The 16,794-nt window shown below is 36.8% G+C and carries 14 protein-coding genes; 12 read left to right on the top strand and 2 right to left on the bottom strand.

The genetic code is table 11. The features are described 5' to 3' along the window. The first annotated feature begins 71 nt into the window (after positions 1 to 71). From ISS83_01315 to ISS83_01305, 3 genes are all read left to right on the top strand, one after another. Positions 72 to 482, top strand: a complete 411-nt coding sequence (locus tag ISS83_01315; protein ID MBL7142293.1) for a hypothetical protein — start codon at positions 72 to 74, stop codon at positions 480 to 482. A 10-nt stretch (positions 483 to 492) separates the two neighbouring features. Beyond that, positions 493 to 2,958: a type IV secretion system DNA-binding domain-containing protein gene (locus ISS83_01310; GenBank protein ID MBL7142292.1), complete on the top strand. Its 2,466-nt coding sequence runs from the start codon at positions 493 to 495 to the stop codon at positions 2,956 to 2,958. Between the two features lie 76 nt (positions 2,959 to 3,034). Beyond that, positions 3,035 to 4,543 (top strand): hypothetical protein, encoded by a 1,509-nt coding sequence (locus tag ISS83_01305; GenBank protein MBL7142291.1) that lies wholly within the window; start codon positions 3,035 to 3,037, stop codon positions 4,541 to 4,543. 33 nt (positions 4,544 to 4,576) lie between these two features. Here ISS83_01305 and uvrB read toward each other — a convergent pair whose 3' ends face one another. Beyond that, positions 4,577 to 6,535, bottom strand: coding sequence for an excinuclease ABC subunit UvrB (uvrB, locus tag ISS83_01300; GenBank protein ID MBL7142290.1), 1,959 nt, complete (start codon positions 6,533 to 6,535; stop codon positions 4,577 to 4,579). Positions 6,536 to 6,693: 158 nt separating this feature from the next. Here uvrB and ISS83_01295 point away from each other — a divergent pair, with 158 nt between their 5' ends. Beyond that, on the top strand, positions 6,694 to 7,965 hold the full coding sequence (locus ISS83_01295; protein MBL7142289.1) for a UDP-N-acetylmuramoyl-L-alanyl-D-glutamate--2,6-diaminopimelate ligase: 1,272 nt from the start codon (positions 6,694 to 6,696) through the stop codon (positions 7,963 to 7,965). 13 nt (positions 7,966 to 7,978) lie between these two features. Then, on the top strand, positions 7,979 to 8,173 hold the full coding sequence (locus ISS83_01290) for a hypothetical protein (GenBank protein ID MBL7142288.1): 195 nt from the start codon (positions 7,979 to 7,981) through the stop codon (positions 8,171 to 8,173). Positions 8,174 to 8,217: 44 nt separating this feature from the next. Here the strand turns inward: ISS83_01290 and ISS83_01285 are convergent, their stop codons facing one another. Then, the gene (locus ISS83_01285) at positions 8,218 to 9,750 is read right to left on the bottom strand and encodes a tRNA uridine(34) 5-carboxymethylaminomethyl modification radical SAM/GNAT enzyme Elp3 (protein ID MBL7142287.1); all 1,533 of its coding nucleotides are present in this window, start codon (positions 9,748 to 9,750) and stop codon (positions 8,218 to 8,220) included. Between ISS83_01285 and ISS83_01280 the strand changes: the two genes are divergently transcribed. From ISS83_01280 to ISS83_01250, 7 genes are all read left to right on the top strand, one after another. Next, positions 9,749 to 10,471, top strand: a complete 723-nt coding sequence (locus tag ISS83_01280) for a methyltransferase domain-containing protein (protein MBL7142286.1) — start codon at positions 9,749 to 9,751, stop codon at positions 10,469 to 10,471. The two genes, ISS83_01285 and ISS83_01280, sit on opposite strands and share 2 nt — an antisense overlap. Before the next feature lie 233 nt (positions 10,472 to 10,704). After that, the gene (locus ISS83_01275; protein ID MBL7142285.1) at positions 10,705 to 11,394 is read left to right on the top strand and encodes a class I SAM-dependent methyltransferase; all 690 of its coding nucleotides are present in this window, start codon (positions 10,705 to 10,707) and stop codon (positions 11,392 to 11,394) included. 141 nt (positions 11,395 to 11,535) lie between these two features. Continuing rightward, on the top strand, positions 11,536 to 11,766 hold the full coding sequence (locus ISS83_01270; protein ID MBL7142284.1) for a hypothetical protein: 231 nt from the start codon (positions 11,536 to 11,538) through the stop codon (positions 11,764 to 11,766). 709 nt (positions 11,767 to 12,475) lie between these two features. Beyond that, positions 12,476 to 13,042 carry a hypothetical protein gene (locus ISS83_01265; GenBank protein ID MBL7142283.1) on the top strand — a complete coding sequence of 189 codons (567 nt, stop codon included), beginning with the start codon at positions 12,476 to 12,478 and terminating at the stop codon, positions 13,040 to 13,042. A gap of 39 nt (positions 13,043 to 13,081) precedes the next feature. Further along, positions 13,082 to 13,345, top strand: coding sequence for a hypothetical protein (locus ISS83_01260; protein MBL7142282.1), 264 nt, complete (start codon positions 13,082 to 13,084; stop codon positions 13,343 to 13,345). 1,456 nt (positions 13,346 to 14,801) lie between these two features. Beyond that, complete coding sequence (locus tag ISS83_01255) at positions 14,802 to 15,962, top strand: DNA helicase UvrD (GenBank protein ID MBL7142281.1); 1,161 nt, start codon at positions 14,802 to 14,804, stop codon at positions 15,960 to 15,962. A gap of 326 nt (positions 15,963 to 16,288) precedes the next feature. After that, complete coding sequence (locus ISS83_01250; protein MBL7142280.1) at positions 16,289 to 16,765, top strand: GreA/GreB family elongation factor; 477 nt, start codon at positions 16,289 to 16,291, stop codon at positions 16,763 to 16,765. Positions 16,766 to 16,794: the final 29 nt, after the last annotated feature.

Raw genomic sequence — 16,794 nt, 5'->3', positions numbered from 1 at the left:
TATAATATAAAAGGATAAAAAAAGCAAATCTGAAGCTTTGTTTTACGTTGTTGACGTGATAAGATAAAAAAATGACAGAAAAAGAATACAATTTTAATCCTGACGTTTCCAGAGAAAAGTTGCCTGAGATCGAGGGGCTAAGGGAAAGGGTTTCAGAGAGAGAGACTGAACTTGGTAATGAGGCGCCAGAACTCAGGAAGAGAATTATTAAAGAAGATGTTAAAGGGAAACTACGGGAATTACATTCTCTTTCGCCTTCTGACGTTCCTTTGTCGGGTAGAGACGAGGTCAAGGAGATAATAAAGCTTTCTTTTGAAAAACAGATAGAAGCTTTGGTATCTTTAGTTTTTGAAAAAGGATTAGAAGGAGCTGTTTCAGTTTCTAAAAGGATTGATAACCCCGCTGTTATTGATGGTTTCCATGATACTTTGGCTGATAAGTATTATGAAATGATGGTCAGCCAGGGCGTGATAAAAATTTAGTTTAAAACAGATGGAAATATTTTTAAATCCGCAAATCTTAGTTCTCATCTTGGCGGGAATCGCTTTCTTGGTGCTACTTTTGATTTTTAATTCTTTGCTCGGCAGAAAAAGGGAAAGATTTTTCCTTAATCAGGGCATGAATCTTTCTTTATTTTTGATTACCTTGCCTTATGAGGGGAAAATAGACAAAGAAAAAGAGATGCCTTTGCAGGATTATTTAAAACTCGGCGAACAGTTTTTTTCATCTTTGGCAGGCATTCGGGAGGAAAATGCATTCTCCCGTTTTTTGTTCGGCAACCCATATTTCGTTTTTGAAATTGCCGTTCATCACGCCAAAGAAGAAATATTCTTTTATGTTGCCTGCCCGCGCAAGTTTTCCCAAATAATGGAAAAGCAGATTCTCGGTTTTTGGCCGAGAGCCCAGGTCCAGTCGATTGAAGATTACAATATTTTTAATCCGGAGGGCGCTTCTGTCGGCAGCAAAGCTTCTTTGAGCAATTTAGCCATTTTGCCGATTAAAAGCTACAAGGACTTCCAGGTTGATCCTTTGTCATCAATAACCAGTACGCTTACCAAATTAAAGAAAGAAGGGGAGGGAGCGGCTGTCCAGATTCTTTTCAGGTCGAGTAAAAAATCAATCAAAAAGCAGGCTTTTGAAGCGGTACAATCTTTGCAATCGGGAAAAAACTTCGATACAGCTATGGCTGAGGCTAAAAAATCTGGATTTTTTGCTGACATGAGTAAAACTTTTGCTCCGAAAAACGATAAAAAACCGGAAGATGCCTTTAATAGAACGGAGATAGGTCCGGCCCAGCAGGAAGCCATTGCTTCAATTTCAACAAAAGCTTCCCAGTCTTTATTTGACGTCAATTTAAGGATTTTAGTTTCAGCCGAAAATGAGATAAGGGCTAAAAGCATGCTCGGAGAAATAGAAAGTTCTTTTGAACAATTCAACGCCCCTCTTTTAAATCAGTTTAAATTCAAGCACGCAGCTAAAAGAGAATTGAAAAAGCTTTTTTATAAATTTTCTTTCAGGCTTTTCAATGAGAGCGAAGCCATGGTTTTTTCTTCCGGAGAGTTGGCGACGATTTTTCATTTGCCTGCTTCAAGCCTTCATACTCCGAATATCAAATGGATTAAAATGAAGCAGGTAGCGCCTCCGGTCAACCTTCCAGAGCAAGGAATAAATATCGGAAAGAGCGCTTTCCGGGCAGAGGAAAGAATAGTAAGGGGTACAGACGAAGACAGACAAAGGCATTTTTACATTGTCGGTCAGACAGGTACGGGTAAATCCGTATTAATTCAGGAAATGCTTAGGCAGGATATTGAAGGCGGTCAGGGAGTAGCCCTGATTGATCCCCACGGGGATTTAGCTGAGCGCGTTTTAGGCCTAATTCCTGCTTCTAGGGCAGAAGACGTAATTTATTTTAATCCGGGAGATGTTGCCAAGCCTCTTGGTCTTAACATACTTGAATACGACCGGAATTACCCGGAATCAAAAACGTTCGTTGTCAATGAAATTCTGGAGATTTTTGAAAAGTTATATAATATGAAAGCCCAGGGGTTTGGCGGTCCTATATTCGAGCAGTATATGAGAAATGCTCTTTTACTGGTTATGGAAGATCCGGATTCAGGCACCACTTTAATCGAGGTGCCAAGGGTTTTAGCTGATACCAATTTCAGAAAGTACAAACTGTCCCGTTGCAAGAATATAGTGGTCAAGAATTTCTGGGAGCAGGAAGCGGAAAAAGCAGGGGGCGAGGCAGCCTTGGTGAATATGGTGCCTTACATTACCAGTAAAATGAACGTTTTTACGGCCAATGACCTTGTTCGTCCTATTATTTCCCAGCAGCAATCATCAATAAACTTCAGAGAAATTATGGACCAGGGCAAGATTCTTATCGTTAATCTTTCCAAGGGAAAATTAGGAGACATTAATTCGTACTTATTGGGTATGATTATCGTCGGCAAAATACTTATTGCTGCCATGTCCAGAGCTGATTTGAAAGAAGAGAAAAGAAAGCCTTTTTATCTGTATATAGACGAGTTTCATAACGTCACTACTGGCAGTATTGCTTCTGCTTTGGCTGAAGCAAGAAAATACAAGCTGGCCATGGTTTTGGCCCACCAGTTTATCGGCCAGATTGACGAGGACACTAGAAAGGCGATTTTCGGCAATGTCGGCTCCATTATCTGCTTCAGAGTGGGACCGGAAGACGCCAAATACTTGGTTACTCAGTTTGAGCCGGTTTTCGATGAGAATGATCTGGTTAATATTGATAACCGCAATGCCGCTATCAGGCTATTGATTGGCGGAGAAACTTCCAATCCTTTCAATATTGTTACTTTTCCTCCTAGCCAATCAAACGAAAAAGTGGCAGAATTGATTAAAGAGTTATCCAGGGTAAAATATGGAAGAGATTTGTCTGTCGTGGAAGACGAGCTTTCAAAAAGAATGCAGGAAGGGTTTTTCTAATATATTGACAAAATCAATTAATTTTGGTATAATTCAACAGAGAAATTATATTAATAATCATTAAATTTTTAAAAATATGGGAGAAAGAATAAAAAATAGGCCAGACCCAACAGAGGAAGAACCAATTGGAAAAAGGAAAAAAGTAGAGGAAGAAAAAAGAAAGAAAAAAATAACACCAGGAGATGAATCCCCTGATAATATTTCTACAACAGAACAAGTGGAACGAAAGCAACCAGGGGATAAAAGAATATTTAGCAAAGAAGGGGTAGAAGTAGACGCTTCTAGTTTAGGTCCAAAAGAAATAGCGGACCTCAAAAAGAATGGCTATAAAGAGAAAAGTGCTGTTGAAGAACCTAAACCCGACAGAAAACCTGAAAAAAGTATTGGTACAAAAAAAGCAGTTAAATCCCAGAAGGCGGAGACAATTACCAAGGCTAGTCCAGCCGAAGAAAAAAAAGAACAGAAGACTGAAACCAAAGAAAAAATTGAATTACATGCCCCCAAAAAGGAAGACATCTCATTTTATAAAGAAAGAATAAGGATAGGTAAAGAGAAAATTGAATATCTTAGAAGAAGATTGGCTGCAGTAAAAAAACCAGATGCAGGTATTGAGAAAAGACTTCACATGGAAGAAGCTGCAGTTAAAACAATTGAAGCAAAGTTAAAAATAGCTGAAGCAGGAGTGGAGACTATAAAGAAAAAAATAGAACAAAAGTTTTCTTCTCAAGAATGGGGAAAGAAGCGTCCAAAAAACGAAGAGTTCAAAAAAGCTGAGTCAATGTTGGCTAGACGCTATTTAGAAAAAGGATTGGCGGAAGATGAGATTAATGAAATGCGTAGATCAATGGGCTGGAGAAAGGAAGTGAATGATTTTTTGGCGGCCGAAAAAAGAACCCAAGAACCAACTCTTGCTGAACAGAAAACCGAGAAAACCAATAAACTCAAGGAAATCAAAGAGCAGCTTAAGGCAACGTATGGAGAGGCCCTAGACGGAAAGCATAGAAACCAATTTGAAGAATTTAAAGAAAGCATTGGAGATGTCCCAGGGAAAAAATATAATCATGAAGCAATTAGAGATAGTTATCTGGCAAAGCTTGGCTGGAAAGTAAAATACGACGCTTTCAACAGCAAGGCCTGGCTGGTAGATGGCGATAAGAATTTTATAGACAAAAACGGAGCAGCCACTAAAAATAAAAAAGAGAAAATAGAATTCAAAACACAGTGGAGATTTCCGACAGAAACTCCGTTTATTAAGTTTTTAATGGCGCAGGTTGAAAAGAAGCTAGGTGGAACGCAAAGTCCGGTTGAGGCAAAGGCGTCACCTGAAGAAAATATAAAACAATGGAAAGAGCATTTTGGACCTCTTGCAGAAGTGCAGGAAGAAATAGAAAAGGCAGAAAAAGAAGCAGGATCAGACAAGCGTACGGAAGAACAAAAAAAAGAAGATTACAAAAAGTGGAAAGAGTACCACGCTTCCAGCGGAATGGCGGAAGTGCAGGAAGAAATAGAAAGATCTCAAACGAAGAAGCCGAAATCGTTTTGGCAGAGATTGAAATCGTTTTTTAGCAGGGAAAAGAAATTTTAATTTATTAAAAAATCCCCCGAAAAGGGGGATTTTTCATTTTCGCAGCTTTTTAATTAGGTCGCGAATTTCAGCTGCTTTTTCAAAATCCAGGTTATTAGCAGCTGTTTTCATTTCTTTTTCCAAAAGCTTGATGTCTCTGATCGGGCCGAATTCCACAGCAGTATCTTCTTTTTTATTGAATGGCCAGTCTCTGATTGCTTTAACGATTGCTTCGGGGGTTATTTTGTGTTTTTCATTGTAATTTTCCTGGATTTTTCTCCTTCTTTCGATTTCTTTGATGGCTCTAGCCATGGAGCCGGTAATTTTATCGGCATAAAGAATAACATGTCCTTCAGAATGGCGGGCAGCTCTTCCCATTGTCTGGATTAAAGTAGTTTCTGACCTTAAAAAGCCTTCTTTGTCAGCGTCTAAAATGGCGATTAAGGATACTTCCGGCAAATCCAATCCTTCTCTTAAAAGATTAATACCGACCAGAACGTCGTATTTTCCTTCTCTCAGGTTTTTAAGAATCTCTGGCCTTTCCATGGTTTTAATTTCCGAATGTAGCCATTTAGATTTAATTCCTTCTTCAGTCAAATAAGCAGAAACAGCTTCAGCCAGCCTTTTGGTAAGGGTTAAAACCAAAACTCTTTGCTTTTTTGTTATTCTTTTTTTTATTTCTTCGATTAAGTCTTTTACCTGATTTTTGGTCGGTTTTATTTCAATTGAGGGTTCTAATAGTCCTGTTGGCCTGACCAGCTGTTCAACCAGCAGTTTTGATTTATCGTTCCTTATTTTTAAATTCTCATATTCTCCTGGCGTAGCTGAAACATAGACTGTTCGATTAATACTTTTTTCGAATTCGGCGAATTTTAATGGCCGATTGTCGATGGCTGAAGGTAATCTGAATCCGTAATCAATTAAAGTTTTTTTCCTTATTCTGTCTTGAACAGCCATTGCTCGAAGCTGTGAGATAGTTATATGGGATTCGTCAATAAAAACCAAGAAGTCTTTCGGATAGTAATTAATTAAAGCATAAGGAGGGGATCCTGGTTTTCTAAATTCCAAATGGCTGGAATAATTTTCAATGCCGTGGCAAAAGCCGGTTTCTTTCATCATTTCCAGGTCGTAATTTGTCCTTTGATTTAGTTTTTGCCATTCAACTAATTTTTTCTGCTTTTTTAGTTTTTTTAATTGTTCCTGCAATTCTAATCTTATGTTTTCAATGGCGATATTCAGCTTTTCCTGGGGAGTAACCCAGAAATGAGCAGGGAACAATTTAAAAGAATTAATGTTTTTATACTTGGAATCAATAATGTTATTCTTGCTTTTTATACTTTCAATTCTGTCGCCTGAAAGCTCAATCTGTATGATTTCTTCTCCGGTTACAGAATAGATTTCGATTATGTTGCCTCTAATTCTGAAAGTGCCTGGTTTAAAATCAATATCATTTCTTTGGTATTGGAGAGAGGTTAAGCAGGAAAGCAGATCTTTTCTTTTTGATTTTTGGCCTGTTTTTATTTCTAAGGAAACCTGCTGGTAGTCTTCTGGCGAACCGATGTTATAAATACAGGAAACCGAAGCAATAATAATGATGTCTTTTCTTGATAACAGATCTTGGACAGCTGCATGCCTTAGTCTGTCTATTTCTTTGTTAATTTTGGCGTCTTTTTCAATGTATGTATCTGTTTGTGGAATATAGGCTTCTGGCTGATAATAGTCGTAATACGAAACAAAGTAATGGACAGCGTTTTTCGGGAAGAATTCTTTGAATTCCTGATATAATTGGGCAGCCAATGTTTTATTATGTGAAATAATTAATACCGGCTTTTGGATCTTTTCAATTGCTTTGGCCATGGTAAAGGTTTTGCCAGAGCCAGTAACACCCAAAAGCACCTGGTGTTTTATGCCAGTTTTTAAGTTTTTTACCAATTTCTTTATTGCTTCCGGCTGATCGCCGGTCGGTTTGAATTTTGAGACAATTTTAAACCCCGTTAGAAATTTTTGGCGCATAGTATTTCAGTATAACCCCATTCAGTTAAAATTTCTAAACGGGGTGAACATCCTGCTTATTTTTATCTTAAATTATCTTTATTTTCAAGCTGCTTACATTTTAGTTCGCCCCTTTTATTTTGGAGATAATTTGTCTAGAATATGAAGAGAAGAAAATTATGAAGGAATTGATCAAAAAAATTACACCTTCTTTTTTAATTGACTGGTATCATTTTTTACTCGCTTTTTTGGGTGCTCTTTTATATCGCTTTCCTGGGAAGAAAATGACGATTATCGGCATAACCGGTACTAAGGGCAAATCAACGGTTGTTGATTTTTGCCATCGCATTTTCCAAGAAGCCGGCCATAAAACCGCTTCCCTTTCCTCGATAAGGTTTAAGATAAACAGCAATGAAAGGCCTAACATGTTGAAAATGACAATGCCAGGCCGTTTTCAAATCCAGAGATTTTTAAGGGAGGCGTTGGATTACGGCTGCAAATACGCGATATTGGAGGTAACCTCAGAAGGTATTTTGCAGCATCGCCATAAGTTTATTGATTTTAAGACAGCGGTTTTTACCAATTTGGCGCCAGAACACATTGAAAGGCACGGCAGTTTTGAAAATTATCGCAGAACCAAGGGACAGCTTTTCAAAGCCGTTAGAAAAATACATATTATTAATTCAGATGATGAGAATAAAGACTATTTTTTAACATTTCCTGCCGAGAAAAAATATCTTTACGGGATCAAAAACAAAAAACAGGAGATAAAGCTTATTGATAAAAAAGCAAAAATTTTAAAAGAAATTAAAGATGTTAGAGTTGATTTGAAATTATTGGGGCAGTTTAATCTTTTTAACGCTTTGGCAGCTATTTGCGTAGGATTATCAGAAGAAATTAATTTGCCCTCCTGCAAAGCAATTTTAGAAAAGATTGAAAAAATGCCAGGCAGAATGGAAATTGTTATTGATGACCCTTTCAAAGTTATTGTTGACTATGCTCATACTCCCGATGCTCTCGAAAAAGTTTACCAGTCATTAAAAGGAAAAAGATTAATCTGTCTTCTCGGTTCAGCTGGCGGAGGTAGGGATAAATGGAAGAGGCCGAAAATGGGAGAAATTGCCGCCAAGTACTGCGACGAGATTATTCTGACTGATGAAGACCCGTATGATGAAGATCCGAAGAAAATTTTGGAAGAAGTTTTTTCCGGCATTGCAAGTTCAAAATCCAAAAAGCAAAAATCAAAAGTTTTTAAAGTTTTAGATCGCAGGAAAGCGATTAAGAAATCTTTGAAATTAGCTAAAGAAGGTGATACAGTAGTAATTACCGGTAAAGGCTGCGAACCGTGGATGTGCGTGGCTAGAGACGAGAAAATAGCCTGGGATGACAGGCAGATAGTCAGGGAAGAATTCGAGTTGTTAAATAAAAAGAAAAATAATAAAGGGGAATAATCTTATATATTTCATGAAAAAGAAACTGCCAAAATCACTGTGCAAATATATTCGTTTTGAAAAAGCCCGGATTCGCCGGGATAGTTTAAGTTCGAAAGAGCATGAAAGATTGATTGATGAACTGTACAAAAGTCTTGTAAAGCAAAAAAATGAAGAATTATTCATCAAAAAGAGCGAAAAGAGGGAAATTGGCTTACCGGACGCCTAGCAGGTTTATATATAAAAGCACGAAGAAAGCTGAAGAACGTAGGGTTAAAGAATCTTAACCATATAAGTGTTTTCCAGCTTATACCCTGATTTTTTGAAATAGTTTCTTGCTCCGACAGCGGCAATAACGCTGATTTTTTTTAAATTGAGTTCTTTTTTGGTAATTCTTTCAGCTTCTTTAATTAGTTTCTTGCCCAGTCCATGGTGCTGGGGGGATATTGAGCTTTGACGTTCGCTTATCGGTATTTGTTGCCCGAAAGTGTGGACTTCGCGGATAATTGCTTTGTTTTCTGAAGTTTTCCTTAAACGGAGTAAACTGTGAAGCTTTGTTCTATTTTTGTTTTCAAAGCTCAGAAATATTTCTTTGCCCTTGGAAGCTTTATATTCTTTTTTGAATAAATACAATTTTTCTTTTGTTTTGTAGTTATCTCTTACTTCCCTGCATCTTATGCATTTACAGTGTAGATTTTGGTTTTTTAGAATCTGGCGGATATTAGAGATTTTGGCCGGACCAGCGATAATGCGCGAAGAAGGAATATCCCTGCTTATCCTTTGAATTCTTATATATGAAGGGATTTTCTTTTTTATTGTTTTAATTAGATTTATTAGTTGTTTTTCTGTATATGGCTTATATTTTTTCTTTTTCCATAATTTATATAGAGGAGCTTCTTTTAAAAGTGCGCAAGGATATATCTTTAAGAGATCTGGCTGAAAATCTTGGTTTTTGAATAATTCTTTGAACATTGCTTCGTCTTTTTTGATGTTGGAACCTGGTAGATTGGGCATTATCTGGTAAAGAACCTTAAAACCAGCGTCTTTTAAAAGCTTTGTTGCTGAAATTGTTTCTTTTACTTTGTGTCCTCTTAGGTTTATGTCGAGAATGTCGTTATAAATCGTTTGCACTCCTAATTCAACCATTGTTGCTCCTAAGTCTCTTAAATGTGTGATTTCCTTTTCGTTTATGAAATCCGGCCTTGTTTCGATGGACAATCCGACTATTCTGTGTTTTGCTTTTTCATTGATTGTTTGAGCCTCTTTTAAGGTTTTGTTTTTTCTTTTATTACAGGCGTCAAAGCATCTTTTGACAAACCATTCCTGGTATTTTTTAGGGTAGAAAGACCAGGTGCCACCGACAATTCTCAGTTCGATTTTATCAGTGGGATGTCCTTCGTTTTCCAGCATCTCAATTCTTAATTTTGTTTGTAAATACGGGTCATAATGCAGTTTTTTAGCTCTTTCTACGGCTGGTTCCCCTGAAACATAGCTTTTGGGGATATTTACTTCTTGTGGGCAATAAAGGCATTTGCCAGGACAAGGGTAGGGTTTGGTGAGAACTGAAATGTTAACTATACCGGATAAAGAACGAATCGGCCTTGTTATTAATAAAAACTCCAAAAGTGGTGATTTTTTTATCTTTTTCTTTTTAGTTAATTCGTGGTAAGTTTTTAATAGAGAAATGTTATCTGGACAAGGGATTTTGTGGTTTTTGGCAGCTTTTCTCTTGATTTTAGCTAAATCATTTCGGTTTTTTACCCGATTTTTAATAATTTCTCTGATTATTAATTCTTTATAATCCATGGATAAAGATTTTGCTCAATATTTATTAAATAAAACTAAGGAAGATTATAACTTGATTGCTGAGGACTGGTCAAAGACTAGAAGTTTCGTTCCTCTTAAAGAGAAAGAATGGTTCTTGCGACACATTTTTGTCGGAGATAAAGTTTTAGATCTAGGTTGTGGAAATGGGAGATTTTTTGAAATATTTAACGACAAAAAAGTTGACTATACTGGAATAGATTTTTCAGAAAGATTAATTGAAATTGCGAAAAACAAGTATCCTAACGGTAATTTTCTAGTTTCGTCTGCTTTTAATTTACCATTTCCGGATAATCTTTTCGATAGAGTTTTATGTATTGCCGTATTGCATCATATTCCATCTAAAGAATTGCGCCTCAAATTTTTAGAAGAGATAAAAAGAATCATGAAGCCCAAAGGAACGTTAATTTTAACTGTTTGGAACTTAAATCCGATTGATATGATTCTAACCGGTCGGTACAAAAGATTTTTAAATTTTTTAAAATGTTTTGTCTTAAAAATTTTAGGAAAATCAAAGCTCGATTTTAAAGATTTTTTCATTCCTTGGCGCAATATTCTCTTGCGCTACGTTCACTTTTTTACGAAAAGCGAACTAAAAGAATTAGCTGAACAGTCGGGTTTAAAAACAAAGAAAATAGGCGGTTTTAGAAATAAAAAATCTAAAGAGGGTAATATTTATATAATCACTAAAAAGCCCCTATAGTTTAATGGATAGAACATGAGTTTCCGGAACTTAAAATGCAGGCCTGCCCCGCACCTTTATGTCCCCATAGCTTAATGGATAAAGCATAATCCTCCGGAGGTTATAATCTCCGTTCGAATCGGAGTGGGGACACATTAAAAAGGTGCGGGGTGAAATTCCTGCTGGGGGCACAAATAAAATCGCCAGTCAGGCGGTTTTTTGGTAAAATAATAAAAAGGTATTAATTTTTATCTATGTCAAAAAAAATTTGGGACAAATTCGCCAATAAGTATGAAGAAGAGGTACTTTCGTTGACGAAAGTACCTCAAAGGAAAAAACAAATCTTAGCAGTAATAAAGAAAGGCAGGGTTTTGAATTTAGGAACAGGCTCAGTGCCTTATTTGAATAGAGAGTTGATAAGACAAAAGAATAAAGTAACAGCTACAGATTTTAGTAAAAAAATGTTGGAAGTAGCTGTTCATTTATTTTCCCATCCGAATTTAGAATATAAACTTGCTGATAGCAGAAATCTTCCATTTAGTAAGGGTACTTTTGATACAGTAGTATCCGTTAATTCAATTCTTCCCGAAAAAAGAAAAGAGGTTTATAGAATAGTTAAAGAGGTATATAGAGTATTGAAACCTAAGGGCAGATTTGTGGCTTTTTTACCTTCTTTTGAAGCAGTTATAGAATTAATGAAGATTTATAATACGAAACCTCGATTTGATAAGAAAGAATTTAGAGTTTTTGATTCTGGCCAATGGCAATGTTTTCATACTAAAGAAACTATAAATAAAATAATGAAGGAGGTAGAATTTAAAAAATATAAAGTTAAAAAAGTTATTAATAAAACAAAAGAAGAAGTAAAACAGATAAAAAAGATATACGGAATAGATACGTTAAAATACCCTACTTATCACCACTTTTTAATTGCGGAGAAGTAGTTTGGTTCTAAAATTATCCGCTAGAACGAGTCGATATCCGCCGCTTCGCACAGAGGGCGGTTTTTTGAAAGAGGACTTGATTTTTTTATGGAATTTGATAATTTTGGAATATAGTACACTTTGTTAGGGAGGTAATAAGTTATGGCAGTTTCGACAAATATTGAGAGATGCGGTCTTGCAAGTGGAGAAAAGTTGTGCGTTCTCAAAAAGGAACATAATGGGCCTCATTGCTTTCAGGGAGTGCCAATTCCTGGAGATAGTTTATTATTTGAGGGCGGACCATTATGGAATGCATTTTGTCCTTTTTGCGGTTCACGTACAGCATTGGACGGACCAGGGTGTAAAGAGTGTGGCGGTGAAGATTTTTCCTAAGACCTAAAAGGAGGGTATTATGTCAGATTGTGGTTGTGAAGGAAGTTGTCCTGTTTGTCGTACCGGCGAGGTTGATGACCATGAATGTAACAGTTGCGGAGCAAAATTCTGCTCTAAATGTCACGGCACGCTAAACCCAGAAGCTTATGGCATCATGCCATCGTTGAATGTATTGCCGTGTAGGTGTAACAGCAATAATTGAATACGCTTGCGCGATACAGAAAATCAAAAAGAGCCGTATGGTTTGCCCAGCGGCCTTTTTTATTTTGCCAATAGGTTCTAACATCGTCCCATAGCCCCAGACGAGCAAATCAACAAAATCTTGACAAAAAACACCACTCAATTAAAATTAAAAGTGAGGGGGTGCGGGTTTTTTGCCCAAAAGGACAAATAGTTTTTGATGAAGGAGATAACAGCAGCTGCCTAACAATGTCCATTTAGACTCGGGTAAATAATCAAGTTCGCCAAGAGCTATTCCCCCTTATTAAACCCCGTTAGAGAACCTCTGGCGGGTTTTAGTTTAAAATAACCAATGATAAATTATTTGACATCTAATTCTCTAACGGGGTAAAGAATCCGGCTTGTGTGGGATTTTTTAATTTAAAGAGTTGTGTTAAAATAAGAATAGCTTATGCCCGGTAGTGAAAATTCGATCACTGCCGGAGCAGTGATAATAAACAAAGTTTAGTCGAATTTCTACTAACCGGGTATGAATTACAAAATCGTTGTTTCGGGCGCGGCCAGAACCAGCCATTGCTGCAGAAATATTAGAAAAGTGTCTGAAGAGGTTGGCCGGGAAATCGCCAAAAAAAAGTGCGTACTTGTTACCGGAGCCACTACCGGTGTTCCTTACTTTGCTGCTTTGGGTTGCAAGAAAGCTGGCGGGTTTAACGTTGGCTTTTCGCCGGCCACTTCAGAAGCCGCCCATTTGAAAACCTACAAGCTGCCTTTAGAGCCTTTTGACGTTATGATCTACACCGGAGCAGATTACGTGGGCAGAGACACTCTTATGACAAAGTCAGCAGATGCAGTAATCATCATCTGCGGCAGAATGGGCACGTTGCACGAATTTACCACTGCTTTTGAAATCCAAAAGCCGATAGGCATTTTAGAGGGAACAGGCGGAACAGCTGATAAGATAAGGTCAATTATTACCGGTCCCCACCGAAAAGTGGCAAAGATTGTTTATGATGAAGATCCTAAGAAACTGGTTGAAGAAGTCATTGCCTTGATAAAAAGAGAGAAAAAATCAAATCCAAAATACAAAGCTAAATAGCTTTTAAAGGTCGCATATATATAAATACATTTTAAAAATATGGCAGACGAAAAAAGAGAAGGAAAATTAATAGGCAGAATTACCCACTTTTTCGGCCACATCGGAGTAGCGGTGATTGAGGTTTCAGACAGATTAAGGATAGGAGACACTATCAGGATAGTCGGCGGAGACACTGATTTTGAACATAAGGTCGATTCCATGGAAGTGGACCACCAGAAAGTCAGGGAAGCCAGCAGAGGCAATTCTGTGGGAATTAAGGTTCCTCAGAGAGTCCACGAAGGATACAAGGTTTTCAGGCTATAGATAAAACATACTGGAAGCTATTTTTCCGTCTAGTTTTCGGATGCCTATTTTGGGCAGCTTTATTGGGATGAAGTTCATAGCGGATTTTCACATTCACAGCAAATATTCGAGAGCCACTTCTAGGGACATGGATTTGGAAAATCTTGATAAGTGGGCGAAGATCAAGGGCATTAAGGTTTTAGGGACTGGCGACTTCAGCCATCCGGAGTGGTTTAAATCTTTAAAAGATAAATTAGAGCCCGCAGAACTCGGGCTTTTTAAAATGAAAAAACAGGATAACGGTACGCGTTTTATCCTGACCAATGAAATAAGCTGCATTTATTCTAAAACCCGAGCCGCAGCGAAGGGTGAAAAAGAGGATTTATCCTCTTTGACTAACAACAGAGTCAGGAAAATTCATATTTTGATCTTAGCTCCTTCTTTTGAGGCAGTAGAAAAGATTAACGTTCAGTTGGGCTGGATCGGCAATTTAAAATCAGACGGCAGGCCGATTCTGGGACTGGATGCCAAAGAATTGGCAAAGATTGTTTTAAGCGCTTCAGAAGACTGCTTAGTTATACCTGCTCATTGTTTACCGCCTGATACTTTTTTACATAGCAATCTTGGGGTTAAACCGATAAAAGATATTTCTGTTGGTGATAAAGTTTATACTCACCAAGGAAGATTGAAGAAAGTTAAACAAATCTATACTAGACCTTATAAGGGACCAGTTTATAATATAAGACCGTATAATTTTAGAATTGGCCTGAAAACAACGAAAGAGCATCCATTCTATATAATTAAAAGTTATAAGGACTGTAAAAATTGTTCACATACTATCTGTAAGCCAAATTGTTCTTATCACAAAAGTAGAGGGTGCAAACATCCCTATTTTAAAGAATATAAACCGCAATGGGTCCAAGCGAAAGAAGTAAAAAAGGGCGATATCCTTATTTTTCCAAGGTTCAATAATATTACAAAAAACATAGAAGAGATTAAACTTAATAGTTATCTTTCTGGAAAATTATTTAAAGTTTATCAAGATAAAATAAGTTGTACTAAAGGAAGAGTTGACAAGAAATTAAACAATGTAATAAAGATAGATAAAGAATTTTGTAGATTAGTAGGATATTATCTTTCGGAGGGTTATGCAGATAATAGAGATTCGGTTTCGTTTTGTTTTCATTATAATGAGAATAAATATATTAAGGATGTAAAATTATTGATGAAGAAAGTTTTTGGCCTTTCTTCACCTCGTTTGTATAGAAGGAAAGATGTAAATGCTGTGGAAATTATCTATTTCTCAAAAATTTTAGCAAAAGTTTTTAGCCAGATTTTTTATAATAGTACTGAGTTTAGAAAAGCTTATACCAAGTGTTTGCCTTCTTGGATGTTAAATTTACCATTGGAAAAACAAGTAGAGGTTTTTAGGGGATGGTGGCGAGGCGATGGTGGCGTTACTTCTTCTAGGGAACTCATGAATCAAATGAAGATTATTCTGCTTCGACTAGGAATTATTCCTTCTATTTATGAACAAACCAAAGAAGTATTTAATAAAAAATATGCTCATTTATATAAAAAGGAAAATAGGATTATTAAAGCCCAACATTCTTCATTTATATTTAGGCAATTATCATTTTTTGAAGATTTGTTTGGATTGCTAAAAACTCTTGAATTCAAAAAATTCAATTATAAATTAGAACGAAGGCATTGCTGGATAGACAAGAAAAATATTTATTTACCAGTATTAGACATTAAAGTTAAAAAGTATAAAGGTAAAGTTTATAATTTAGAAGTTGAAGGAGACAATTCTTATCTTAGTGAGTTTGCTGCGGTTCATAATTGCATGACCCCATGGTTCGCCATTTTCGGTTCAAAATCAGGATTTGATTCAATTGAAGAATGTTTTGAAGATTTATCAAAATACATTTATGCAATGGAAACAGGTTTGAGCGCTTCTCCAGACATGCTTTGGCGTATGCCAGACGGCCGAAAAACAGCCCTTATCTCAAACAGCGATGCGCATAGTCCAAGGAAGATAGGCAGGGAAGCCAATGTTTTTGATACAGAGTTAAGCTATCAATCAATTGTCGAAGCGATTAAAACCAAAGATCCAAAGAAGTTTTTATACACTATTGAGTTTTTTCCGGAAGAAGGCAAATATCATTTTGACGGACACCGGAACTGCGAGGTCAGATTATCTCCCACAGAAACCAAAAAATACAACGGTATCTGTCCGGTTTGCGGCAAGCCGTTAACCGTCGGAGTTTTAAACAGGGTTGATGCGTTGTCTGATAAAAAAGAAGGATTTGAGCCGGAAAATGCAATACCTTTTAAAAGTTTAGTTCCCCTAGTAGAAATTGTTGCTGATACCTTGGGTATGACCGTAGCTAGCAAACAAGTAGAAAAAACATACCAAAGCCTGATTGAGGAATTCGGCTCTGAATTTGAGATTCTTCTCAATACTTCGCCAGAAAGGCTGAAATCAGCTGCTTTGCCTGAGATTGCAGAAGGAATATTAAGAGTAAGAGAGGGGAGGGTAAACAAAGAGCCAGGATATGACGGAGTTTTCGGCAAGATCAGGATTTTTGATCAGGGTGAAAGCAAGAAATTATTGAAGCAAAAAACATTATTCTAAGTAGGACATATAGGACAGGGGCCAGGGGTTGACAAGAATTCTGAATCTCCTATGATTAAAAGAGATAGTATTCGATAAAGAAAAATCATGACACATAATCCCTATAAAGTTTGGTCAATTTTAAAAAAGGTCTCTACTACCATTGTTTTGGCCTTTGGAAAAATTAACTGCTGAGAGGGGATTATTAGTAAATAACTTAACTTAAAACTACCTCCCCTCTCAACCAAGAGGGGTTTTTAAAAACATGTTCAATGAATTAATTTATTTCGATGTTCGATGAATTAAAATTCATCTCTCATCTCGTAAACAATTAATTATTTACTTCGATGCCAGAAGAAAAAAAGTTTTATCTAACCAAAGAAGGACTGAAAAAGATAAAGAATGAATACAAGAGCTTAAAAGAGCTTAAGCTTGCTAAAACCAGAGGAGAATCTCCTAAGGTTTTGCAGTCCGAAGATTTGAATCCCGAATATCTTGTTTTCCAGGAAGATGTCAGTTTTCTGGAGTCGAGGATATTAGAGATAGACAGCATTATTAAGAACGCTACTTTAATCAAATCTCCCCGCAAAGAAAAGCAAAATATTGTTGATTTGGGAGCGACCATTTCAGTTGAAGTTGGCGGGCAGACTGATGAATTCACTCTTGTCGGATCTCTGGAAGCCAATCCTTCTACCGGCAAAATTTCCAATGAATCACCTGTTGGCATAGCTCTTTTGGGGCACAAGGCCGGAGAAGCGGTTGTTGTTTCTTCTCCAATTCATACAACTTACAAGATTAAGAAGATAAAATACAGAATTAGCTGATAGAATTTTGTCTCATTTTGGTTTTGAGA

The organism is Candidatus Paceibacterota bacterium, assembly GCA_016782605.1.
Lineage (GTDB): Bacteria > Patescibacteriota > Minisyncoccia > Minisyncoccales > RBG-13-42-11 > BS750m-G71.
This window is presented reverse-complemented; position numbering and strand designations above follow the sequence as displayed.